Source organism: Nocardia carnea, from assembly GCF_029868325.1.
GTDB lineage: Bacteria > Actinomycetota > Actinomycetes > Mycobacteriales > Mycobacteriaceae > Nocardia > Nocardia carnea_C.
The window spans coordinates 19,510-37,332 of record NZ_JARWNW010000264.1 but is presented as its reverse complement, the minus strand read 5'-3'; the positions used below and the strand labels follow the sequence as shown (position 1 = coordinate 37,332).

Genomic DNA, 17,823 nt, shown 5'->3' with positions numbered 1-17,823 from the left:
CCGGCGGGGCGCGCGCCGGGCGCCGGGGGGGGGGGGGCGGGCCCCGCCGGGGGGGGGCGCCGCGGCCCCCCGGCCCCCCCCCCCGGGGGGGGGGGGGGGGCGCGGCGGCCCCCCCCCCCCCCCCCCCCCCCCGGGCCACCGATTCAGCCGGCGAGGTGGCGGCTGATGACCAGGCGCTGGATCTGGTTGGTGCCCTCGAAGATCTGGGTGATCTTGGCTTCCCGCATATAGCGTTCGACCCGGAAATCCCGGGTGTAGCCGTAGCCGCCGAGCACCTGCACGGCGTCGGTGGTGACCTTCATCGCGGCGTCGGTGGCGACCAGTTTGGCCACTGAGGCGTTGCGCGAGTAGGGCAGTCCCGCATCGCGGCGGCGGGCGGCGTCGATATAGGTGGCGCGGGCCGAATCCACGGCGGCGGCCATATCGGCCAGCAGGAAGCCCAGCCCTTGGTGGTCGATGATCTTACGGCCGAACGCCGTTCGCTCGTGCGCGTAGGCCACGGCCTCGTCGAGCGCGGCCTGCGCGAGCCCGACCGCGACCGCGGCGATTCCGAGCCGGCCGGAATCCAAGGCGCTGAACGCGATCTGCAGCCCCTGCCCTTCGGTGCCGATGCGGCGTTCGTCCGGGACGAAGGCGTCGTCGTAGTGGGCGGAGGTGGTGGGCACGGCGTGCAGGCCCATCTTCTCCTCCGGTTTACCGAAGCTCAGGCCCGGGGTGTCGCGCGGCACCAGGAAGCACGAGATCCCCTTGGAACCCTCCCCGGTGCGCGCGAACAGGTTGTAGAAATCGGCGATACCGCCGTGGGTGATCCACGCCTTCGCACCGTTGACCCGGTACCCACCGTCGACCGCGGTCGCCTTGCACGCGAGGGCCGCGGCATCCGACCCGGCCTGCGGTTCGGACAGGCTGTAGGCACCGACCGTGGCACCGCCCAGCATCTCCGGCAGCCAGCGCTGCTTCTGCTCTTCGGTCCCGAACGCCATCAGCGGGTGGCAGGACAGGCTGTGCACGCTCACCGCCACCGCGACCGCGGCCCACCGCGCGGCGATCTCCTCGAGCACCTGCAGATACACCTCGTAGGGTTGCCCGCCGCCACCCCACTCCTCCGGGTACGGCAGGCTCAGCAGCCCCGCCTCGCCCAGCGTGGCGAATACGCCTTCGGGATAGGTCTCCGCTTTCTCGTGCTGGTCGACGATCGGCGCCAGGACCTTGTCGGCCACATCGCGGGTCAGCCCGAGGAGATCGCGTGCCTCGTCGGTGGGCAGGAGTCGATCGACAGCCACAGAAATCTCCTCGCGGCGATACACAGAACAGTACTCGGACGCCCGCCACAGTACTGTCCACCGACCAGTACTGCAAGACGTTCCCCAGTACTATCGCTGGTATGGAGCAGCGTGCGACCTTCGCGACCACCCGCCGTACCGAACTGTTCGACGGACTCGTCGCACTGTTCCTCGCCGAGGGCTTCGCCCACCTGACCCTCGATTCCATCGCGGCCCGGCTCAAATGCTCGAAATCCACCCTCTACACCCTCGCCGGCAGTAAGGAACAGCTGGTCACGGCCGCCACCGTGCATTTCTTCAAACGCGCCACCGCCACCGTGGAGACCGAAGTCGCCGCAGCGACCGGAGCACGCGAACGCATCACCACCTACCTCACCGCAGTCGGGGAAGCGCTCGCGGTGGCCTCGGATCGATTCATGACCGACCTCGACCACTTCACTCCGGCACGCGAGGTCTACGAACGAAACACCCGTATCGCCGCACGCCGCGTCCAGGAACTCATCGACGAGGGGGTCGCCGGCGGCGAATTCCGGGGCGTCCACGCCGCCTTCGCCGCGGATCTGGCCGCGACGATGATGGTCCGCATCCAGCAGGGCGGCGTCCGAGCCCGCACCGGATTGGACGACAGCGCGGCCTACCGCGAACTCGCGGCCGTCCTCACCCACGGCATCAGCGCTTGACGTCCTACCCGCCCCGAAGGGGTGGCGCACCGGCCCACATCGTGGTCGCCCGTTCGGTTGGCGCCCAGGTCAGTTCCAGCGCTCCAGTAGTCCGCCGGCGGTCTCGGTGAGTGCCCGCTGCAGAAACGGGCCGAAACTGACCCGTGCAACCCCCGCTTCGGCGAGCACGCCCCGGTCGCCGCGGTCCGGGAATGCCACGGCATTCACCGGGAGCGGCAATTCGGCACAGAGCCGGCGCAGCGTTTCGGGGTCGTGGAAGCCGACCGGGTACAGCACATCGGCACCTGCTTCGGCGGCCAGCCGCAATCGGTCCACGGCACGTTCGACGCGATCGGCCTCATCGCCGATCCCACGCAGGAACAGATCGGTCCGCGCGTTCACCACCAGCGGCACCCCGGCGCCGTTCGCGGCCTGCCGTAGTGCGCCGACGAAGTCTGCGTGCTCCTGCGCTTCGCGCAGGCGGCCACCTTCGCTGTGCACGGTGTCCTCGATATTGAGGCCCACCACGCCCGCCTCGATCAGTCCATCGACCAGTTGTGCGGGTTCCAGGCCGTAGCCGGACTCGATATCGAGTGATACCGGGATATCCACCGCCGCCGTGATTTCCCGGACGCGGCCCAGCGCTTCGGCGAACGACATCCCTTCGCCGTCGGACCGGCCCAGCGAATCGGCCAGTGGGTGACTCCCCACCGTCATCCCCTGGAATCCGGCCTGCTGGACCAGCTGCGCCGACCAGGCATCCCACACCGTCGGCAGGATCACGGGATCACCGGGCCGGTGGAGGGTGCGGAATGCGGCGGCCTTCTCGGACAGTGTTGTCATAGCGGTGGGCCCATTTCTCGGGAGACGGAGATCCGGCCCGCCCAGCCTACTTCGCCGGGGATCCGGCGCCGCCGCGCGGCACACCCCCGTCGTGGCCGGTGTTCCGGGGCCCTTCCACCTGTTCGAGGAATTCCTCCACCACGGCGGTGATCTCGGCGTGACCGGCATCGATATCGAAGGCTTCCTCGATGCGCAGGAACCGGGAGACGCTCGACATCAGCATGACCAGCGTCAGCGGGGTCCACGGGCCCGGGGCACGGTCGCGCAGTGCGCCGGAGACGATCTCCAGCTGCAGCTCACGAAATCTCTTCGACGACTGGGCGATTTCGGAGCGGATGGACGGCCGGTGCGTGGCCAGCGAAACGAATTCCATGGTGAGCGCGGTGCGGGATTGGTGATGGATGGCATCCCACAGCGCCCACAGGGGTTGTTCGGATTCCGCCGCCGCGAGCAGGCGCTGATAACTCCGTTCGGAGCCGCGGCGGAAGAGGGCGACGAACAGGTTGTCCATATTTCCGAAGTAGTAGTAGACCAGCGCGGGATTCACCCCCGCGCGGGCACCGAGGCGCCGCGAGCTCACCGCCGCGTAACCGTCCTCGAGCATGATCTGCTCGGCCGCATCGAGTAACGCCGAGCGCGACGAAAGACTTCCGCTTCCCGCCTCCGCGTCGGCCGGCTTTCGGCTTTCCGCCATGACACCTCCTTGTTCGACCGCTGCGGTCGCGGTCCCTGCCGGACAGCTCCGGCCGGCCTCACCGACTCTCCGATCTTAGAAACCAGCCTGGTAAAGCGGTCGAATCGGCCCGCGACGCAGACCTCCGGCGGCGTAACCGGGTCTATCCAGGCCACTTTCGGACCCTTGACAGCCGGAGAGCCCCGTCCGTATAACTTTAATCACCCGCTTAATTAAGCAGTCGATTAAGACCGGCGGATCGCCTGGCGACCGCCGGAGCGCGGAGGGAACACCATGGTTCGTGCCCACGTGGCGAAGGCCGCGAATTACCCCGGCAGAGCGAACAGGGTTGCCGTGGTCACCGGCGGCGCTTCGGGGATGGGGGCCGCCATCTGCGCGCGGTTCGCCGCGACCGGTGATCGCGTCGCCGTACTCGACCGCGACGGCGCGGGTGCACAGCGGGTCGCCGAGGAACTGCGGTCCGGCGGCGGGACAGCGATGGGCTGCGACGTGGATGTCACCGATCGGGCCGGCGTGGAGGAAGCGCTGCGCAAGGTACGTGCCGAATGGGGTCCCGTGCAGGTGTTGGTCACCAGCGCCGGCGTTTTCGCGTTCGAGCCGTTCACCGATATCTCGATCGAGTCCTGGAACCGGATCATCGATATCAACCTCACCGGCACGTTCCACTGTGTGCAGGCGGTGATTCCCGACATGCTCGAGGCGGGTTGGGGACGGATCGTCACGATCTCCTCGTCCAGTGCCCAGCGCGGATCGCCGAAAATGGTCCACTACACCGCCTCCAAGGGTGCCGTGATCGCGATGACCAAGGCGCTGGCCCGAGAGTACGCGGCCTGCGGGATCACGGTGAACACCATTCCGCCGTCGGGAATCGACACACCGATGTCGCGCGATTCCCAGGCGGTAGGCCATCTTCCGGACAGCGCGACGATGGCCCGGGCCATCCCCGTCGGCTACCTCGGTGACGGCGATGATATCGCCGCGACCTGCGCTTTCCTCTGTTCCGAGGAGGCCCGGTTCATCACCGGCCAGGTGGTGGGTGTCAACGGCGGGTCGGTCATATGACCACCGTCGGCTCCCGTCTCACCCCACTACCCGCCGCGGACTGGACCGAGCAGGGACGTGCCATGTTGCGGGGCCGCTTGAAACGCGCCGACCAGTACCTGTCCGGGGATTCGGACGCACCGCCGCTGCCCAATATTCTCGGAATCCTGGGACACCACCCGGAACTGGGCGGGGCGTGGCTGGCGTACAACGGCCTGCTGCTCGAGCGCGCCACGCTCGATCCCCGGTTACGTGAACTCGCGATCCTGCGGGTCGCCTGGCGGACCCGATCGGCCTACGAATGGGACCAGCACTCCCGCATGGCGCGGGATCTGGGTATCAGCGTCGGCACGATCGAAGATATCGCCTGCGGCGAGACAGCCCACTGGCCCGACGTGGACCGGCTCGTGCTGGCCGCCACGGATGAACTGCTCGACCGGTACCGGGTCTGCGACAGCACCTGGACCGCCCTCACCGCCCATCTCGACACGCGGCAGTTGCTCGAACTGCTCTTCGTGGCCGGCTCCTACCTGTGCCTGGCGCTGGTGACCAACAGTGTCGATCTGCAACCGGACCCGCCCGCCGGATCCGCGACGACAGCCCACGACTCCGTACGGGAGGAATGATCATGGCGCGCTGGCCGAAACCGCCGGAAGGCACCTGGACCCAGCACTATCCGGACCTCGGCACCGGTCCGGTCTCGTTCGAGGATTCGATCTCGCCGGAGTTCTACGAGCTCGAGCGGGAAGCGATCTTCAAACGGGCCTGGCTCAATATCGGCCGGGTCGAGCAGGTGCCGCGGGTCGGAAGCTATTTCACCAAGGAAATCCATATCGCCCGCACCTCGGTGATCGTGGTGCGCGATCGCGATCAGCAGGTGCGGGCCTTCTACAACGTATGCCGCCACCGCGGCAACAAACTGGTCTGGAACGAAGACCCCCGGGCGGAAACGTCCGGGACGTGCCGCCAGTTCACCTGCAAATACCACGGGTGGCGTTACGGCATCGACGGGGAACTGGCCTTTGTGCAGCAGGAGGGCGAGTTCTTCGACCTCGACAAACCGGAACTCGGTCTGGTTCCGGTGCACTGCGAGGTGTGGGCCGGGTTCGTCTTCGTGAATCTGGCGCCCGAGCCGCCGCAGACCTTGCGGGAATTCCTGGGCCCGATGGTGACCGCGCTGGAGGACTACCCGTTCGACCGGATGACCGAATGGTATGAATTCCGGGCCGAGAACCAGAGCAACTGGAAACTGTTCGCCGACGCGTTCCAGGAGTACTACCACGTTCCCGGCCTGCATTCACAGCAGGTGCCGGGCCCGGTGCGCAATCCGGAACCGAATTTCGAATGCGCGCATTTCCAGGTCGACGGACCGCACCGGGTGGTCAGCACCGGCGGTGCCCGCCGCTGGACCCTGCCGCCGGAGTTCATGTATCCGATCGAGCGGGCCACCCGCAGCGGACTCGTGGGCCCGTGGGAATCCCCCGATATCGGCGAACTCCCGCCGGGCATCAACCCGGGCCGGGTCGAGCCGTGGGGGATCGACAATTTCCAGATCTTCCCGAATCTCGAAATCCTGTTCTACCGCGGCTGGTATCTCATCTACCGCTACTGGCCCACCTCCTACAACAGTCACCTGTTCGAGGGAGTCCTGTGCTATCAGCCCGCCCGGACCGTGCGCGAACGGGTGGAGCACGAGGTGTCCTCGGTGGTGTTCAAGGAATTCGCCCTGCAGGACGCCGGAATGCTCACCGGCACCCAGACCGCGCTGGAATCCGCCTACCGCACCGCGCGGATCACCGATTATCCGGTGAACGATCAGGAGATCCTGGTCCGGCATTTCCACAAGGTGGTCGCGGACTGGGTCGGCGACTATCGCGGCGCGCGGGCGGGGGTGTGATTTCCGATGGCGCAGAACATGTTGCCGCCGGCGTTCGCCGAATTCGAGCGGTTCGCGCCGATCTGGTGCCTGGCCACCGAAACCGAGCGCTGGGAACGCCGGATGAACAGCTCGATGGACGAACTGAACGAGTTCTACGCGGCGTTCTTCCCCCGGCTCGAGGAAGCGATCGCCTACTGCGACAAATTCCCCCTCGACGACCTGCCCGACGAGGTCCTGCATCTGCTGCAGCTCATCTATTCCCTGGCGCTGGTGGCCATGGCGGCCGAGATCTTCCTGCGGCCCCGGCCGGTCGACAGCGCCGACGCGGAGCTGGAACGGATCGCGGAGCCGTGGCCGTGAACCGGCAGGCGAATCGGCCACCGACACCCGAACGAGCGGAGCAATGATGACCACTGTCACCGTCGAGAAACTGAACCACGAGATCGGCGCCGAAATCGTCGGCCTCGATGCGGACCGGATGGTGTCGGACGATACCGTTCCCGCGCTGGTGCTCGACGCCCTGGAGGCCAACGGTGTGCTGGTGTTCCGCGGCCTGCACCTGGAACCGGAAGCGCAGGTGGCCTTCTGCCGCAAGCTCGGTGCGATCGACACCTCGGCCGGGCATCATCCCGTCCGCGGGATATACCGGGTGAGCCTGGATACCAGTAAGAACTCCTCGGCGAGCTATCTACGCGGCACCTTCGACTGGCATATCGACGGCTGCACCCCCAAAGACGATGCCTACCCACAGATGGCCACGGTCCTGTCGGCGAAAGCCGTGGCCGTGAGCGGCGGGGAAACCGAATTCGCCAGCACCTATCGGGCCTACGACCGGCTCTCCGACGAGGAGAAGACGCAGCTGCGAACTCTGCGGGTCCTGCATTCACTGGAAGCATCCCAGCGTCCCGTCACCCCTGACCCCACGCCCCGGCAGCTGGAGTACTGGCGGCGCTGGCCGACCCGGGACCATCCGCTGGTCTGGACCCACAAATCCGGGCGCCGCTCCCTCGTCCTCGGCACCTCCACCGACCACGTGATCGGCATGGACCGCGCCCGGGGCCGCGCCCTGCTCGACGACCTCCTCGCCCGCTGCACCGCCCCCGAGCGGGTCTACCGCCACGAATGGTCGGTGGGCGACACCGTGATCTGGGACAACCGCGGTGTCATCCATCGCGCCGCCCCCTACCCCGCGAACTCCCCCCGGGAAATGCTGCGCACCACCGTCCTCGGCGACGAGCCGATCCAGTAGCCACCCTCGCCGGCGACCGGCCCGTCGTCGCCGCCCGATCCGAACCACCGCAAGGAGCACCGCCATGGCGCGCTGGCCCAAACCCGCCGAAGGCAGCTGGACACAGCACTATCCCGAACTCGGCACCGCGCCGATGTCCTACGAGGATTCGATTTCGCCGGAAATCTATGAACTCGAACGGGAAGCGATTTTCAAGAAGGCCTGGCTCAATATCGGCCGGGTGGAGCAACTTCCGCGCATCGGCAGCTATTTCACCAAGGAGATTCACGCCGCCTGGACATCGGTGATCGTGGTGCGCGACAAGCAGAAAGAGGTGCGCGCGTTCTTCAATATCTGCCGGCACCGCGGAAACAAACTGGTGTGGAACGAGCTGCCGCGCGAAGAGGTCTCGGGGACCTGCCGGCAGTTCACCTGTAAATACCACGGCTGGCGTTACGGGTTGGACGGCGAACTGACCTTCGTCCAGCAGGAGGGCGAATTCTTCGACCTCGACAAGAAGGATTACGGTCTCGCCCCCGTGCACTGCGAGGTGTGGGCCGGGTTCATCTTCGTGAATCTCGCACCGGAACCGGAACAGTCGCTCCGGGAATTCCTCGGGCCGATGATCACCGATCTCGACGGCTACCCGTTCGACCAGCTCACCGAACGCTATTCCTACCGTTCCGAAGTGGGCGCGAACTGGAAGCTCTATATGGACGCGTTCGCGGAGTTCTATCACGCGGCGGTCCTGCACGGGAACCAGTCGCCGGACAACTATTCGGCGGCCGCGCAGGCGGCCGGTTTCGAGGCACCGCACTATCAGCTGCAGGGCCCCCACCGTATGGTCAGCACGTCGGGTGTGGTGACCTGGGAACTCGACCCCTCCATGCGTAAACCGATGGAGGACATCACCCGCGGCGGGCTGTTCGGGCCCTGGGACGTCCCGGACCTCGGCGAACTCCCACCCGGGGTCAATCCGGCGAAATGCGATCCGTGGGGCCTGGATTCCTTCCAGCTGTTCCCCAATTTCGTGATCCTGATCTGGTCGAGCGGCTGGTATCTCACCTACCACTATTGGCCGACCTCCTACAACACCCATATCTTCGAGGGGAATCTGTATTTCGCGCCCGCCCGCACACCACGGGATCGGGTCGCGCACGAAATGACCGCCGTGACATTCAAGGAATACGGCTTGCAGGACGCCAGCACCCTCGAGGCAACCCAGATGATGCTGGAATCCCGCGCGGTGACCAGTTTCCCGCTGTGTGATCAGGAGATTCTGCTCCGGCACCTGCACAAGACCGCGGCCGACTGGGTCGACGACCACCGTAACCAGCAGACAGGAGCGGCCCAGCGATGAGCGCACTGCCCGCCGAATTCGGCGATCTCGAACCATTTTCCGAATGGTGCCTGGCCACCGAGGGGGAACGCTACGCCAAACGCATGGCCTCCTCGATGGAGGATTTGCAGCGGTTCTACGACGCGATAACCCCGCGCGCCGAGGCCGCCCTGACCTACCTCGACCAGGTCGGCCTGGACGATATGCCCGACGACGCCGTGAATCTGCTCCAACTGCTGTATTCCATGATCATGGTCTCCTTCCCGGTGGAGGTGTGGAACCAGCCGTGGATACCGGATGCCAGTCAGGCGTCGATGGACTGCGTGATCGAGCCGGCGCCATGAGCGGCGCGGCGACCGTGCTGCGGGCGGCGCGTTGGGTCGATATCGAGGCCGGGGTCGTCCGCTCCCCCGCCGTGATCGTCGTGCGGGACGGGTTGATCGACACGATCGACCCGTCCGCGGTGCCGGAGGGCGCCACCGAACTCGACCTCGGCGACGTCACCTTGCTCCCGGGCCTGATGGATATGGAGATCAACCTGCTCATCGGCGGACCCGACAACCCCACCGGGCTGCCGAATCCCATGCACGGGGTCCAGGACGATCCCGTGTACCGCACGCTGCGCGGCACCGTCAACGCGCGAACCACCTTGATGGCGGGTTTCACCACGGTGCGCAATCTCGGGTTGATGGTGAAGACCGGCGGTTATCTGCTGGATGTGGATCTCGGGCGCGCGATCGAACAGGGCTGGTTCCCGGGGCCGCGGATCGTGTCCGCCGGGCATGCGATCACCCCGACCGGCGGGCATCTCGACCCCACCATGTTCCAGAAGCTCGCCCCGCACATCATGCCGATGTCGGTGCAGGAGGGGATGGCCGACGGCGTGTCCGCGGTGCGGGCGGCGACCCGTTACCAGATCAAATACGGTGCCGGGGTCATCAAGATCTCGGCGTCGGGCGGCGTCATGTCGCACAGCACCGCCCCCGGCACCCAGCAGTACTCCGACGAAGAACTCGCCGCCATCGTCGACGAGGCCCATCGCGCCGGGATCAGGGTCGCCGCGCACGCCCACGGCGACGCCGGGATCCGCGCCTGTATCCGGGCGGGCGTGGACTGTATCGAACACGGATCGCTGGCCTCCGACGACACCGTGCAGATGATGGTGGACCACGGCACCTTCCTGGTGCCCACCAGCTATCTGTCCGAAGGGCTCGATACGTCCAAAGCGCCACCGGCGCTTCAGCGCAAGGCAGCCCAGGTCTTCCCGAAGGCCCGGCGCATGCTCGGCCGAGCCATCGAGGCCGGCGTGAAGATCGCCTGCGGCACCGACGCGCCCGCGGTCCCGCACGGACAGAACGCCAAGGAACTGTGGGCGCTGGTCGACCGCGGTATGACGCCCGTGCAGGCGATTCGCGCGGCCACCGTCACCAGCGCCGAACTGATCGATGCCGACGACCGCGGCCGGCTGGCCCCCGGCCTGCTCGCCGATATCATCGCCGTCCCCGGCGACCCCACCCGCGATATCACCGCCCTGGAGCAGGTGCGGTTCGTCATGAAAGAGGGCGTGGTCCACAAGAACGAACCGGCCACCGGCCCGAACTGAACCCGACAGTCCAGAGGAGCAATACCGTGCCCAAAGGAATTCTCTACGTCGAATCCCGCCCCAGCTCACCGGAAGAGCTCGACGAATACCACCGCTGGTACGCCGGAACCCATATCGGCGAGATGCTCGAGATCGAGGGGATAGTCTCGGCTCGCCGGCTGGAACCGCTGGCCGGTGACGGGAGTTTCATCGCGCTCTACGAGATCGAAGCCGACGATCTGGAGGCCGTGCAGGCGAGTATGGGTGCCCGGGCGCGGTCCGGGCAGATGTCGAAACCGGTAGCGGTCCAGTCCGACCCGCCGCCCACCGTCCGCCTGCTGCGCGAACTCAGCGTGCACACAGCCTGACAGGAACCCACGTATGCGCCGGTACGAGAAACTCTTCATCGGGGGCGAATGGGTGCCGCCCAGCTCCGACCTTGCCTTCGAGGTGATCTCCCCGCACACCGAGGCACCCATCGCGCGGGTCGCCGCACCCGCACCCGCCGATATCGATCGCGCCGTCGCGACAGCGCGCCGCGCCTTCGACACCGGCCCCTGGCCGCGTCTCGATCCCGCCGAGCGCGTGCGGATCATCCGCGACCTCGCCGGCCGCTACGAGGAACGGGTCGAGGAGATCGCCCAGCTCGTCACCGCGGAAATGGGTGCGCCGATCACCTTCTCCCGCTCGGCCCATGCCCGGCTACCCGGTGTGATGATGCGGGCACTGGCCGATCTCGCCGCCGGCTTCCCGTGGCAGGAGTCGCGGCCCGGCTACTACGGCAGCGATATCCGGGTCCGGCACGAACCGGTCGGTGTGGTCGGGGCCGTGGCCCCGTGGAATATGCCGATGCTGATGGTCGTCGCCAAACTCGTTCCCGCCCTGCTCGCGGGCTGCACCGTGGTACTCAAACCCTCACCGGAGACACCGCTGGACGCCTACCTGATGGCGGAACTCGTCGCGGACAGCGAGATTCCGCCCGGAGTCGTCTCCATTCTCCCGGCCGATCGCGATATCGGCCGGTACCTGGTGGAGCATCCCGATATCGACAAAGTGTCCTTCACCGGGTCCACCGCGGCGGGTCGTGAGGTCGCCGCGGCATGCGGATCCGCGTTGAAACGGGTGAGCCTGGAACTCGGCGGTAAATCGGCCGCGGTGGTCCTCGACGACGCCGACCCGGCGGAAGTCGCCGCCGGAATCCAGGTCGCCGCACTGATGAACGGCGGGCAGGCCTGCGTCGCCCAGACCCGGATCCTGGTACCGCACCACCGCCGCACCGAATTCATCGACGCCGTGGCCGCCATGGTGGACGCCCTCACTGTCGGCGATCCGGCCGACGACACCACCCGCATCGGCCCCGTGGTCACCGCCCGCCAGCGGCAGCGTATCCGCGACTACATCCAGCTGGGCACCACCGAAGGCGCCCGCCTGATCACCGGCGGACATCGGCCACCCGCCGGCCTCGACCGCGGCTGGTACGTGCAACCGACCCTGTTCACCGACGTGGAATCCACAATGCGCATCGCCCGGGCAGAGATCTTCGGCCCGGTACTCACCGTGCTCACCTATCGCGACCTCGACCACGCGATACAACTCGCCGACGACACCGAATACGGACTCTCGGGGTCGGTATGGACACCGGATATCGACCGCGGCCTGGAGGTCGCCCAGCGGATCCGCAGCGGTACCTTCGGAATCAACCAGGCCTACAGCATGGATCCGCATGCGCCGTTCGGTGGGGTCAAGGCCAGCGGGATCGGGCGGGAGTTCGGGCGCGAGGGGTTGACGGGGTTCCTCGACACGAAATCGATCTCCGTCGCACACCCTTGACCGTACAGCCGCTCACCACAGCGGCTCTCTACGCTTACCTGGCGGCACCCCCTACCGGCAGCGGAGTCCGATGCGCCGAGTTGCCAGGGCGTGAACTCGGCAAACTTTTGTACTGAGTGACAATTTCCGCCCGAACGGGACGACTCCTGGGAAACGACGGACGCGAAGATGCCAGGCCACCGGCCTAGACCAATTGATTGTCGTTGTTGACGAGAAGTACGAAGAGGTTTTGTGACACAATACTTTTCGTGCTTCTAACGGTCGAAGGCAACCCTGCGGCAACGGCGATCCCGCGGATCGACGCGCCCGCAAGGCCGGCGCGCCTGCACGCACACGGCACAGCCCGAACCGGGCGAACACACCGACCGGCGCATCGCGATCCGCAGATCGCACGATCACGGCTGCCGGATACTGCACATGCCCTCCCGCGGACCTCTGGTGAATCACGAACGGCCCGCCTATTCGGCTGCGCGCTATACGAAAACCGCTGGTTGCACCTCAAAATCAACCCTCCCGTGAAGGCGAGTGGCGCATTGAGCTCTTAACAGGCAGTCCCGAGATCCCCACCTCGGTTCCGGTGGGGTCCGCACCCATGTACGGACCCCGCAGGTTCCAGGTGCCGGAGATACTCAGGGATTGCCCGGAATGCCCAGCGGTGGACTAGCGATCGTTGGGAAAGGGAAACAAGTAGGAGGCGGAAATGGTTACCGACGGGTATCTGGAACATTCATCGCTGGCCGAGGTTCTTCGGCACGGCAACCTGGATTTCCATCAGCAGCTGCAGAAGATTCTGAGCAACCCGGACTTCCGCGTCACGGAGAAGCAGAGCCAGGAAGAGCGGCGCCTCAACGCCTACGACCAGCTGAAGTACCTGGTCGACGAGATCGGAACCCGCGCCGTTGCGACCGATCTACCCAGACTCTTCGCAGTGTTCGACTGGTGCGCCGTGCTGGCGACAGATCTGATCCCGCTGATCTCGGGTCACTACAATCTGGCGTCGGGGAGCTTGGCTACCCTCACCGACTCCGATTCCGCAGCACCGTACCTGATGGACCTGGATGACGCGACCGCCGTCGGCGTCATGCTGCTGACCGAGTACGAATGCGGTTCCAATATCGGTTTCATGCGCACGACTGCCACGTGGGACGGCGACGGATTCGTGCTCAACACACCGGATCCGCGGGCTCGCAAATTCATGCCGTCGGTCGGTATACCGGTGGGCCGGGTATGCGTGATCGGTGCGCGGTTCATCGACGCGGCCGGTGTGGACCAGGGCGTTCATCTGTTCACCGCACGGTTGCGCGACGCCAACGGCGCCCCGGCACCAGGCGTCACGATCACCCAGCTCGACCATCAGCCACTTGTGATCATGGACAACTCCGTCATCAGCTTCGAAAACCTGCGGGTCGAACGCCATGCGTGGCTGGCGAACAACCTGGCCACCGTGGATGACAACGGTGTCCTGACCTGGAACGACGCGGACAGCCCGAAACGCGCGTTCGCCTCGGCGATCAGTCAGCTCACTGTCGGGCGCTTGGCACTGTCGTCGTGCTTGAACGCCGCCGCCCGCGCCTCGCTCTACATAGCTCTGCGCTACGCCGGACAGCGGGTGGTACCGATGACCCCGACCGATAAACCGGTCATGCTGGATATCCCGCATGTACGTGACACCCTGCTGACCGATCTGGCCGGCACCATCGCCCGGACCGTCTACGGCGACGCGACCAAAACGTTCCTCGCCGGTGCCGACCTCACCGCTCGCGATACCGTTGTGACAGTGATGCTGGCGAAGCACTTCATCCAGAAGCATGCCCTGGACACAGTCACCGACTGTCGTATCAAAATGGCCGCGCAGGGCATGTTCACCGCGAACCGGGTCGCCGGTTATCTCGGCGTCTGTCATGCCGCCATCACCGGCGAGGGCGATATCTACGTCCTGGGTTCGGTCGCTGGTCGCGTGCTGGCCAAACAGCTCGCCGCAACTCCGCCGGCCGAAACGACCCTGCACGACCCCAGTGACCCCGGCGACCGTGCTCGTTTGCTGGCCGCTCGTACGCTGACGATCGCGCAGGAGGCACAGCAGCATGTGAACACGCCTGGCCTCGATGATCGCCTGGCGGCGGTTCCGCAAGTCCTGGACCTCGCCGAGGCCTACTGTGCGGAGAAGGCACTCGAGGCACTCGATGAGCACGGCGGCCACGCGGAGATCGCGGCTATACGTGATGTTTTCGTCCTGGACAGCATCAACCGGGACTCCACGTGGTACCTCACCCACGGCCTGCTCGACGTCAGCGCTGTAGCGACCCTGCAGCAGGAACTCAGCCGAGCCATCGACAATCTCGCGGTGCACCTGCCCGCCGTGCTCGATTCGCTGGGCTTCGACGACGAGATCCTCGGCGCTCCGGTGCTGTCTGCAGATCTGCCCGGCGCGTGGGCCGCCCGCGTCGCCGAGGTACGCGGCCACTGATCTGCCACGGCATTGTTCGGGCTCCCGGCAGGACACCTCTGCGGAGGTTGTTCCGGCGGGAGCCCGCTCGTTTCGTGCACCGGCACAAGCCCGGTACGGCCGGCGCGGCGCTGTCACGGAACGCACATCAGCCCTGTAAGCCCACAATATTCGGCGAAACCGACCGGTAACCAATGCCTCAGGGTGTATCCGTAGTCGCAACAATCGATACCCGGAGGGACCTCGCCGGGTACGACGGAAACCGACCTTTCTGCCAGAATCCTGTTGGTAGAGAGCAACATAGGAACCTACGGGTCTTCGGCATGCCCTTACCTTGGGTACGATGCCGCTGAAACCGATATCGAGGAGAATACGTGTATCCGCAGCCCACGCAGCAGGGTGCTGGCGCCGACTCATTTTCGCCGATCGAGGGCATAGGTCCCCGCATCCCGCTATACAGTGCGGAGTTCGCCGCCGATCCCCATGGCGCCTACCGCCAGATGCGCAGGGACTACGGGCCTCTGGTGCCGATCGAGATGTGGCCGGGAGTGCCTGCCACCTTGGTGACCAAGTACCGCACCGCCGTACGCATTCTCAACGATCCCGAGCATTTCCCGGCCGATCCGCGAATCTGGCAGAAGACCGTCCCCGCCGATATTCCGATCATGCCGATGATCGAGTGGCGACCCAACGCACTGCGTACCAGTGGTGAAACGCACGCGCGCTATCGCGGTGCGCTCAACGCCGCGCTGGCCGAGGTCGACCTCAACACCCTGCGCGGGATGGTGGAGAGCTCCGCGGTTCCGGTTATCAACTCGTTCTGTAAGGACGGGACCGCCGATGTTCTGAACCAGTACGCTCTTCCGCTGGTCTTCTCGGTTCTGTGCCAGGTCCTCGGCTGCCCGGAGGATATCGGCGAGCAGGTGGCGGCCGCTAATGCGGCGATGTTCGACGGCGTCGATACCGAAACGGTCAATGCGAACATGGGCAAGGCACTGCTCGAACTGACCGCTCTCAAACGCAGTCACCCGGCCGACGATGTCACCACAAGACTGGTGCAGCACAACGCCGGGCTCTCCGATGAGGAGATGGTGCATCAACTGGTGCTACTTTTCGCGGCCGGAGTCGAACCGACGGTGAACCTCATCACCAACACACTGGTACTGATGTTGAGCGACGGCCGTTTCACCAGCAACGACAGCAGTCTGCCCTTGTCGACCAGGTCCGCACTCGACGAGATGCTGGCAATCGACCCGCCGATGGCGAACTATTGCATCACCTACCCGCGCCAGCCGATCCTGATCGAAAACGTCTGGTTGCCGGCGAATCAGCCGGTGATGGTGAGTATGGCCGCCTGCAACAACGACCCGGAGATGAATACGGGCGAGTTCTCGGGTAACGGCTGGAATCTGGCATGGAGCACCGGTCCGCACGCCTGCCCCGCCCACGCACGCCCGTACGCGTACCTACTGGCCCAGGACGCTATCGATCAACTACTGGATGCCCTGCCGGAATTGCGCCTTGCAGTACCCAAGCACAGCCTGGTGTGGCGCCCGGGCCCGTTCCACCGGGCGCTGACAGCCCTGCCGGTGATGTTCCCGCCGTCTCCGCCGCTGAGCATCTGAAGCAGTCCCGAACAGCAGGCCGGCGGCGAGACCGCACGGACGTCACGTCGCGTCGGTCGTTTGCGCTCAATCGGTAAGGTGACACCGGTTGGGGGCAGCAGGTGCATGGAGAGGGCCTGGCCGGGTAAGCCGCGAGGCATGAGCGATAACACGAACACGGGCGTCCGAGAGATGCAGATGGGCGGCGTAGCCATACCCTGGGCGGTAACGGATCACCGGGTCGTCGTCCGCAGCCGATGAACGATGCCTGGGAAGCGGTGCTGCGGTGGTCGTGTGCAGGTTCGCGGTCTGTTCTCGCGCGGGTGGTGGACAGTTCACCCGGACGACCGCGTGCACCGGGAACCGCGCTGGCGGTTTCGGAATCGGGCCGGGTCGTGGGCAGTATCTCCGGTGGATGTGTCGACGGCGATATCTGTGCGCGGGCGCAGGCCGTCATACACAGCGGTGTTCCGGAAGAGCTGCGGTACGACGGTGCGGAGGGTGATCTCTCCGGGCCGGGGCTGCCGTGCGGCGGTTGGCTGGACGTGTTCATCGAGCCCGTCGACACATCATTGGGCGCGGTGATCGCTCCTTTGCTGGCAGCGATTCGGTGCGGGCATCCGGTCACACTCGCAACAGTTCTCTCCGGAACCGGCCGATCTGTCCCGCGCCATGCGCTGATTGCCGCTCACGCGGGCGACGACCACCCGACGGAGACGATCCCGCTCGACCGGGTGTGGACGCCGGCAGAGAGTGGCACCACCACACTTCTCGACTTGCCGGCCACCGATACCGCCCCCGACCTGCGAGTGTTCGTACAGTCCTTTCCCGCCCCACCACGCATGCTCGTTTTCGGTGCCGACGATTTCGCCGCCGCGCTCACCCGCATCGGCCGATTCCTCGGCTTTCGGGTCACCCTGTGCGATGCCCGGCCTGCCTTCGCCACTGCCGCACGTTTCCCGGCGGCGCACGAGGTCGTGGTGCGCTGGCCGCACGAGTATCTGGCGGCGACGACCGTGTCCGAATCGACCGTGATCTGTGTGCTCACCCATGACGCGAAGTTCGATGTGCCGTTGCTGGCGGCGGCGTTGCGTAGCGAGGCCGGGTATATCGGCGCGATGGGGAGCCGGCGCACCCATGCGGATCGTGTGCGCCGGCTTCGTGACGCCGGGGTCACCGACGCCGAACTCGGGCGTCTCGCTGCGCCGACCGGCCTGGATCTGGGGGCCGACAACCCGGAGGAGACGGCAGTGTCGATCGCCGCGGAGATCGTCGCGCAGCGGCGGAACGGCAGTGGGGCGCGGCTGTGTGATCTCGACAGTCCCATTCATCACGCCGGCGATACGACAACGGTTCGATGTGAGGGTCTGCGGTTTGGGGCGTGAGCCGCGGGTA

General features: G+C 66.2%; 17 protein-coding genes. 14 read left to right on the top strand and 3 right to left on the bottom strand.

Translation table 11 applies throughout. The features are described 5' to 3' along the window. Positions 1-143: 143 nt before the first annotated feature. Complete coding sequence (locus tag QH196_RS24970) at positions 144-1,283, bottom strand: acyl-CoA dehydrogenase family protein (protein ID WP_280418267.1); 1,140 nt, start codon at positions 1,281-1,283, stop codon at positions 144-146. Positions 1,284-1,384: 101 nt separating this feature from the next. On the opposite strand from QH196_RS24970, the gene QH196_RS24965 reads away from it, so the two are divergent. Further along, a complete protein-coding gene (locus tag QH196_RS24965; RefSeq protein ID WP_280418266.1) occupies positions 1,385-1,963 on the top strand; it encodes a TetR/AcrR family transcriptional regulator in 579 nt (192 codons plus the stop codon). 69 nt (positions 1,964-2,032) lie between these two features. On the opposite strand, the gene QH196_RS24960 is transcribed toward QH196_RS24965, so the two are convergent. Then, positions 2,033-2,785 carry an isocitrate lyase/PEP mutase family protein gene (locus QH196_RS24960; protein WP_280418265.1) on the bottom strand — a complete coding sequence of 251 codons (753 nt, stop codon included), beginning with the start codon at positions 2,783-2,785 and terminating at the stop codon, positions 2,033-2,035. 46 nt (positions 2,786-2,831) lie between these two features. Next, complete coding sequence (locus tag QH196_RS24955; RefSeq protein ID WP_280418264.1) at positions 2,832-3,479, bottom strand: TetR/AcrR family transcriptional regulator; 648 nt, start codon at positions 3,477-3,479, stop codon at positions 2,832-2,834. A 273-nt stretch (positions 3,480-3,752) separates the two neighbouring features. Here QH196_RS24955 and QH196_RS24950 point away from each other — a divergent pair, with 273 nt between their 5' ends. The 13 genes from QH196_RS24950 to QH196_RS24890 all read left to right on the top strand — a co-directional run bounded on the left by QH196_RS24950 (position 3,753) and on the right by QH196_RS24890 (position 17,813). Then, positions 3,753-4,541: an SDR family NAD(P)-dependent oxidoreductase gene (locus QH196_RS24950; RefSeq protein ID WP_280418263.1), complete on the top strand. Its 789-nt coding sequence runs from the start codon at positions 3,753-3,755 to the stop codon at positions 4,539-4,541. After that, positions 4,538-5,146: a carboxymuconolactone decarboxylase family protein gene (locus QH196_RS24945; protein WP_280418262.1), complete on the top strand. Its 609-nt coding sequence runs from the start codon at positions 4,538-4,540 to the stop codon at positions 5,144-5,146. The genes QH196_RS24950 and QH196_RS24945 overlap by 4 nt, the downstream gene beginning before the upstream one ends. 2 nt (positions 5,147-5,148) lie before the next feature. Further along, positions 5,149-6,417, top strand: a complete 1,269-nt coding sequence (locus QH196_RS24940; protein ID WP_280418261.1) for an aromatic ring-hydroxylating oxygenase subunit alpha — start codon at positions 5,149-5,151, stop codon at positions 6,415-6,417. 6 nt (positions 6,418-6,423) lie between these two features. Further along, positions 6,424-6,759, top strand: a complete 336-nt coding sequence (locus tag QH196_RS24935) for a hypothetical protein (protein ID WP_280418260.1) — start codon at positions 6,424-6,426, stop codon at positions 6,757-6,759. A 46-nt stretch (positions 6,760-6,805) separates the two neighbouring features. After that, on the top strand, positions 6,806-7,648 hold the full coding sequence (locus tag QH196_RS24930) for a TauD/TfdA dioxygenase family protein (RefSeq protein WP_280418259.1): 843 nt from the start codon (positions 6,806-6,808) through the stop codon (positions 7,646-7,648). A 64-nt stretch (positions 7,649-7,712) separates the two neighbouring features. After that, positions 7,713-8,987, top strand: coding sequence for an aromatic ring-hydroxylating oxygenase subunit alpha (locus QH196_RS24925; protein WP_280418258.1), 1,275 nt, complete (start codon positions 7,713-7,715; stop codon positions 8,985-8,987). Further along, a complete protein-coding gene (locus QH196_RS24920; protein ID WP_280418257.1) occupies positions 8,984-9,310 on the top strand; it encodes a hypothetical protein in 327 nt (108 codons plus the stop codon). The genes QH196_RS24925 and QH196_RS24920 overlap by 4 nt, the downstream gene beginning before the upstream one ends. Further along, positions 9,307-10,569: a metal-dependent hydrolase family protein gene (locus QH196_RS24915; RefSeq protein ID WP_280418256.1), complete on the top strand. Its 1,263-nt coding sequence runs from the start codon at positions 9,307-9,309 to the stop codon at positions 10,567-10,569. The genes QH196_RS24920 and QH196_RS24915 overlap by 4 nt, the downstream gene beginning before the upstream one ends. A gap of 26 nt (positions 10,570-10,595) precedes the next feature. Further along, complete coding sequence (locus QH196_RS24910; protein ID WP_280418255.1) at positions 10,596-10,916, top strand: hypothetical protein; 321 nt, start codon at positions 10,596-10,598, stop codon at positions 10,914-10,916. Between the two features lie 13 nt (positions 10,917-10,929). Beyond that, positions 10,930-12,378 (top strand): aldehyde dehydrogenase, encoded by a 1,449-nt coding sequence (locus QH196_RS24905; RefSeq protein WP_280418254.1) that lies wholly within the window; start codon positions 10,930-10,932, stop codon positions 12,376-12,378. A gap of 700 nt (positions 12,379-13,078) precedes the next feature. Then, a complete protein-coding gene (locus tag QH196_RS24900; RefSeq protein ID WP_280418253.1) occupies positions 13,079-14,845 on the top strand; it encodes a hypothetical protein in 1,767 nt (588 codons plus the stop codon). 353 nt (positions 14,846-15,198) lie between these two features. Next, positions 15,199-16,449: a cytochrome P450 gene (locus QH196_RS24895; RefSeq protein WP_280418252.1), complete on the top strand. Its 1,251-nt coding sequence runs from the start codon at positions 15,199-15,201 to the stop codon at positions 16,447-16,449. Between the two features lie 236 nt (positions 16,450-16,685). Then, on the top strand, positions 16,686-17,813 hold the full coding sequence (locus QH196_RS24890; RefSeq protein WP_280418251.1) for an XdhC family protein: 1,128 nt from the start codon (positions 16,686-16,688) through the stop codon (positions 17,811-17,813). The last annotated feature ends 10 nt before the right edge of the window (positions 17,814-17,823 follow it).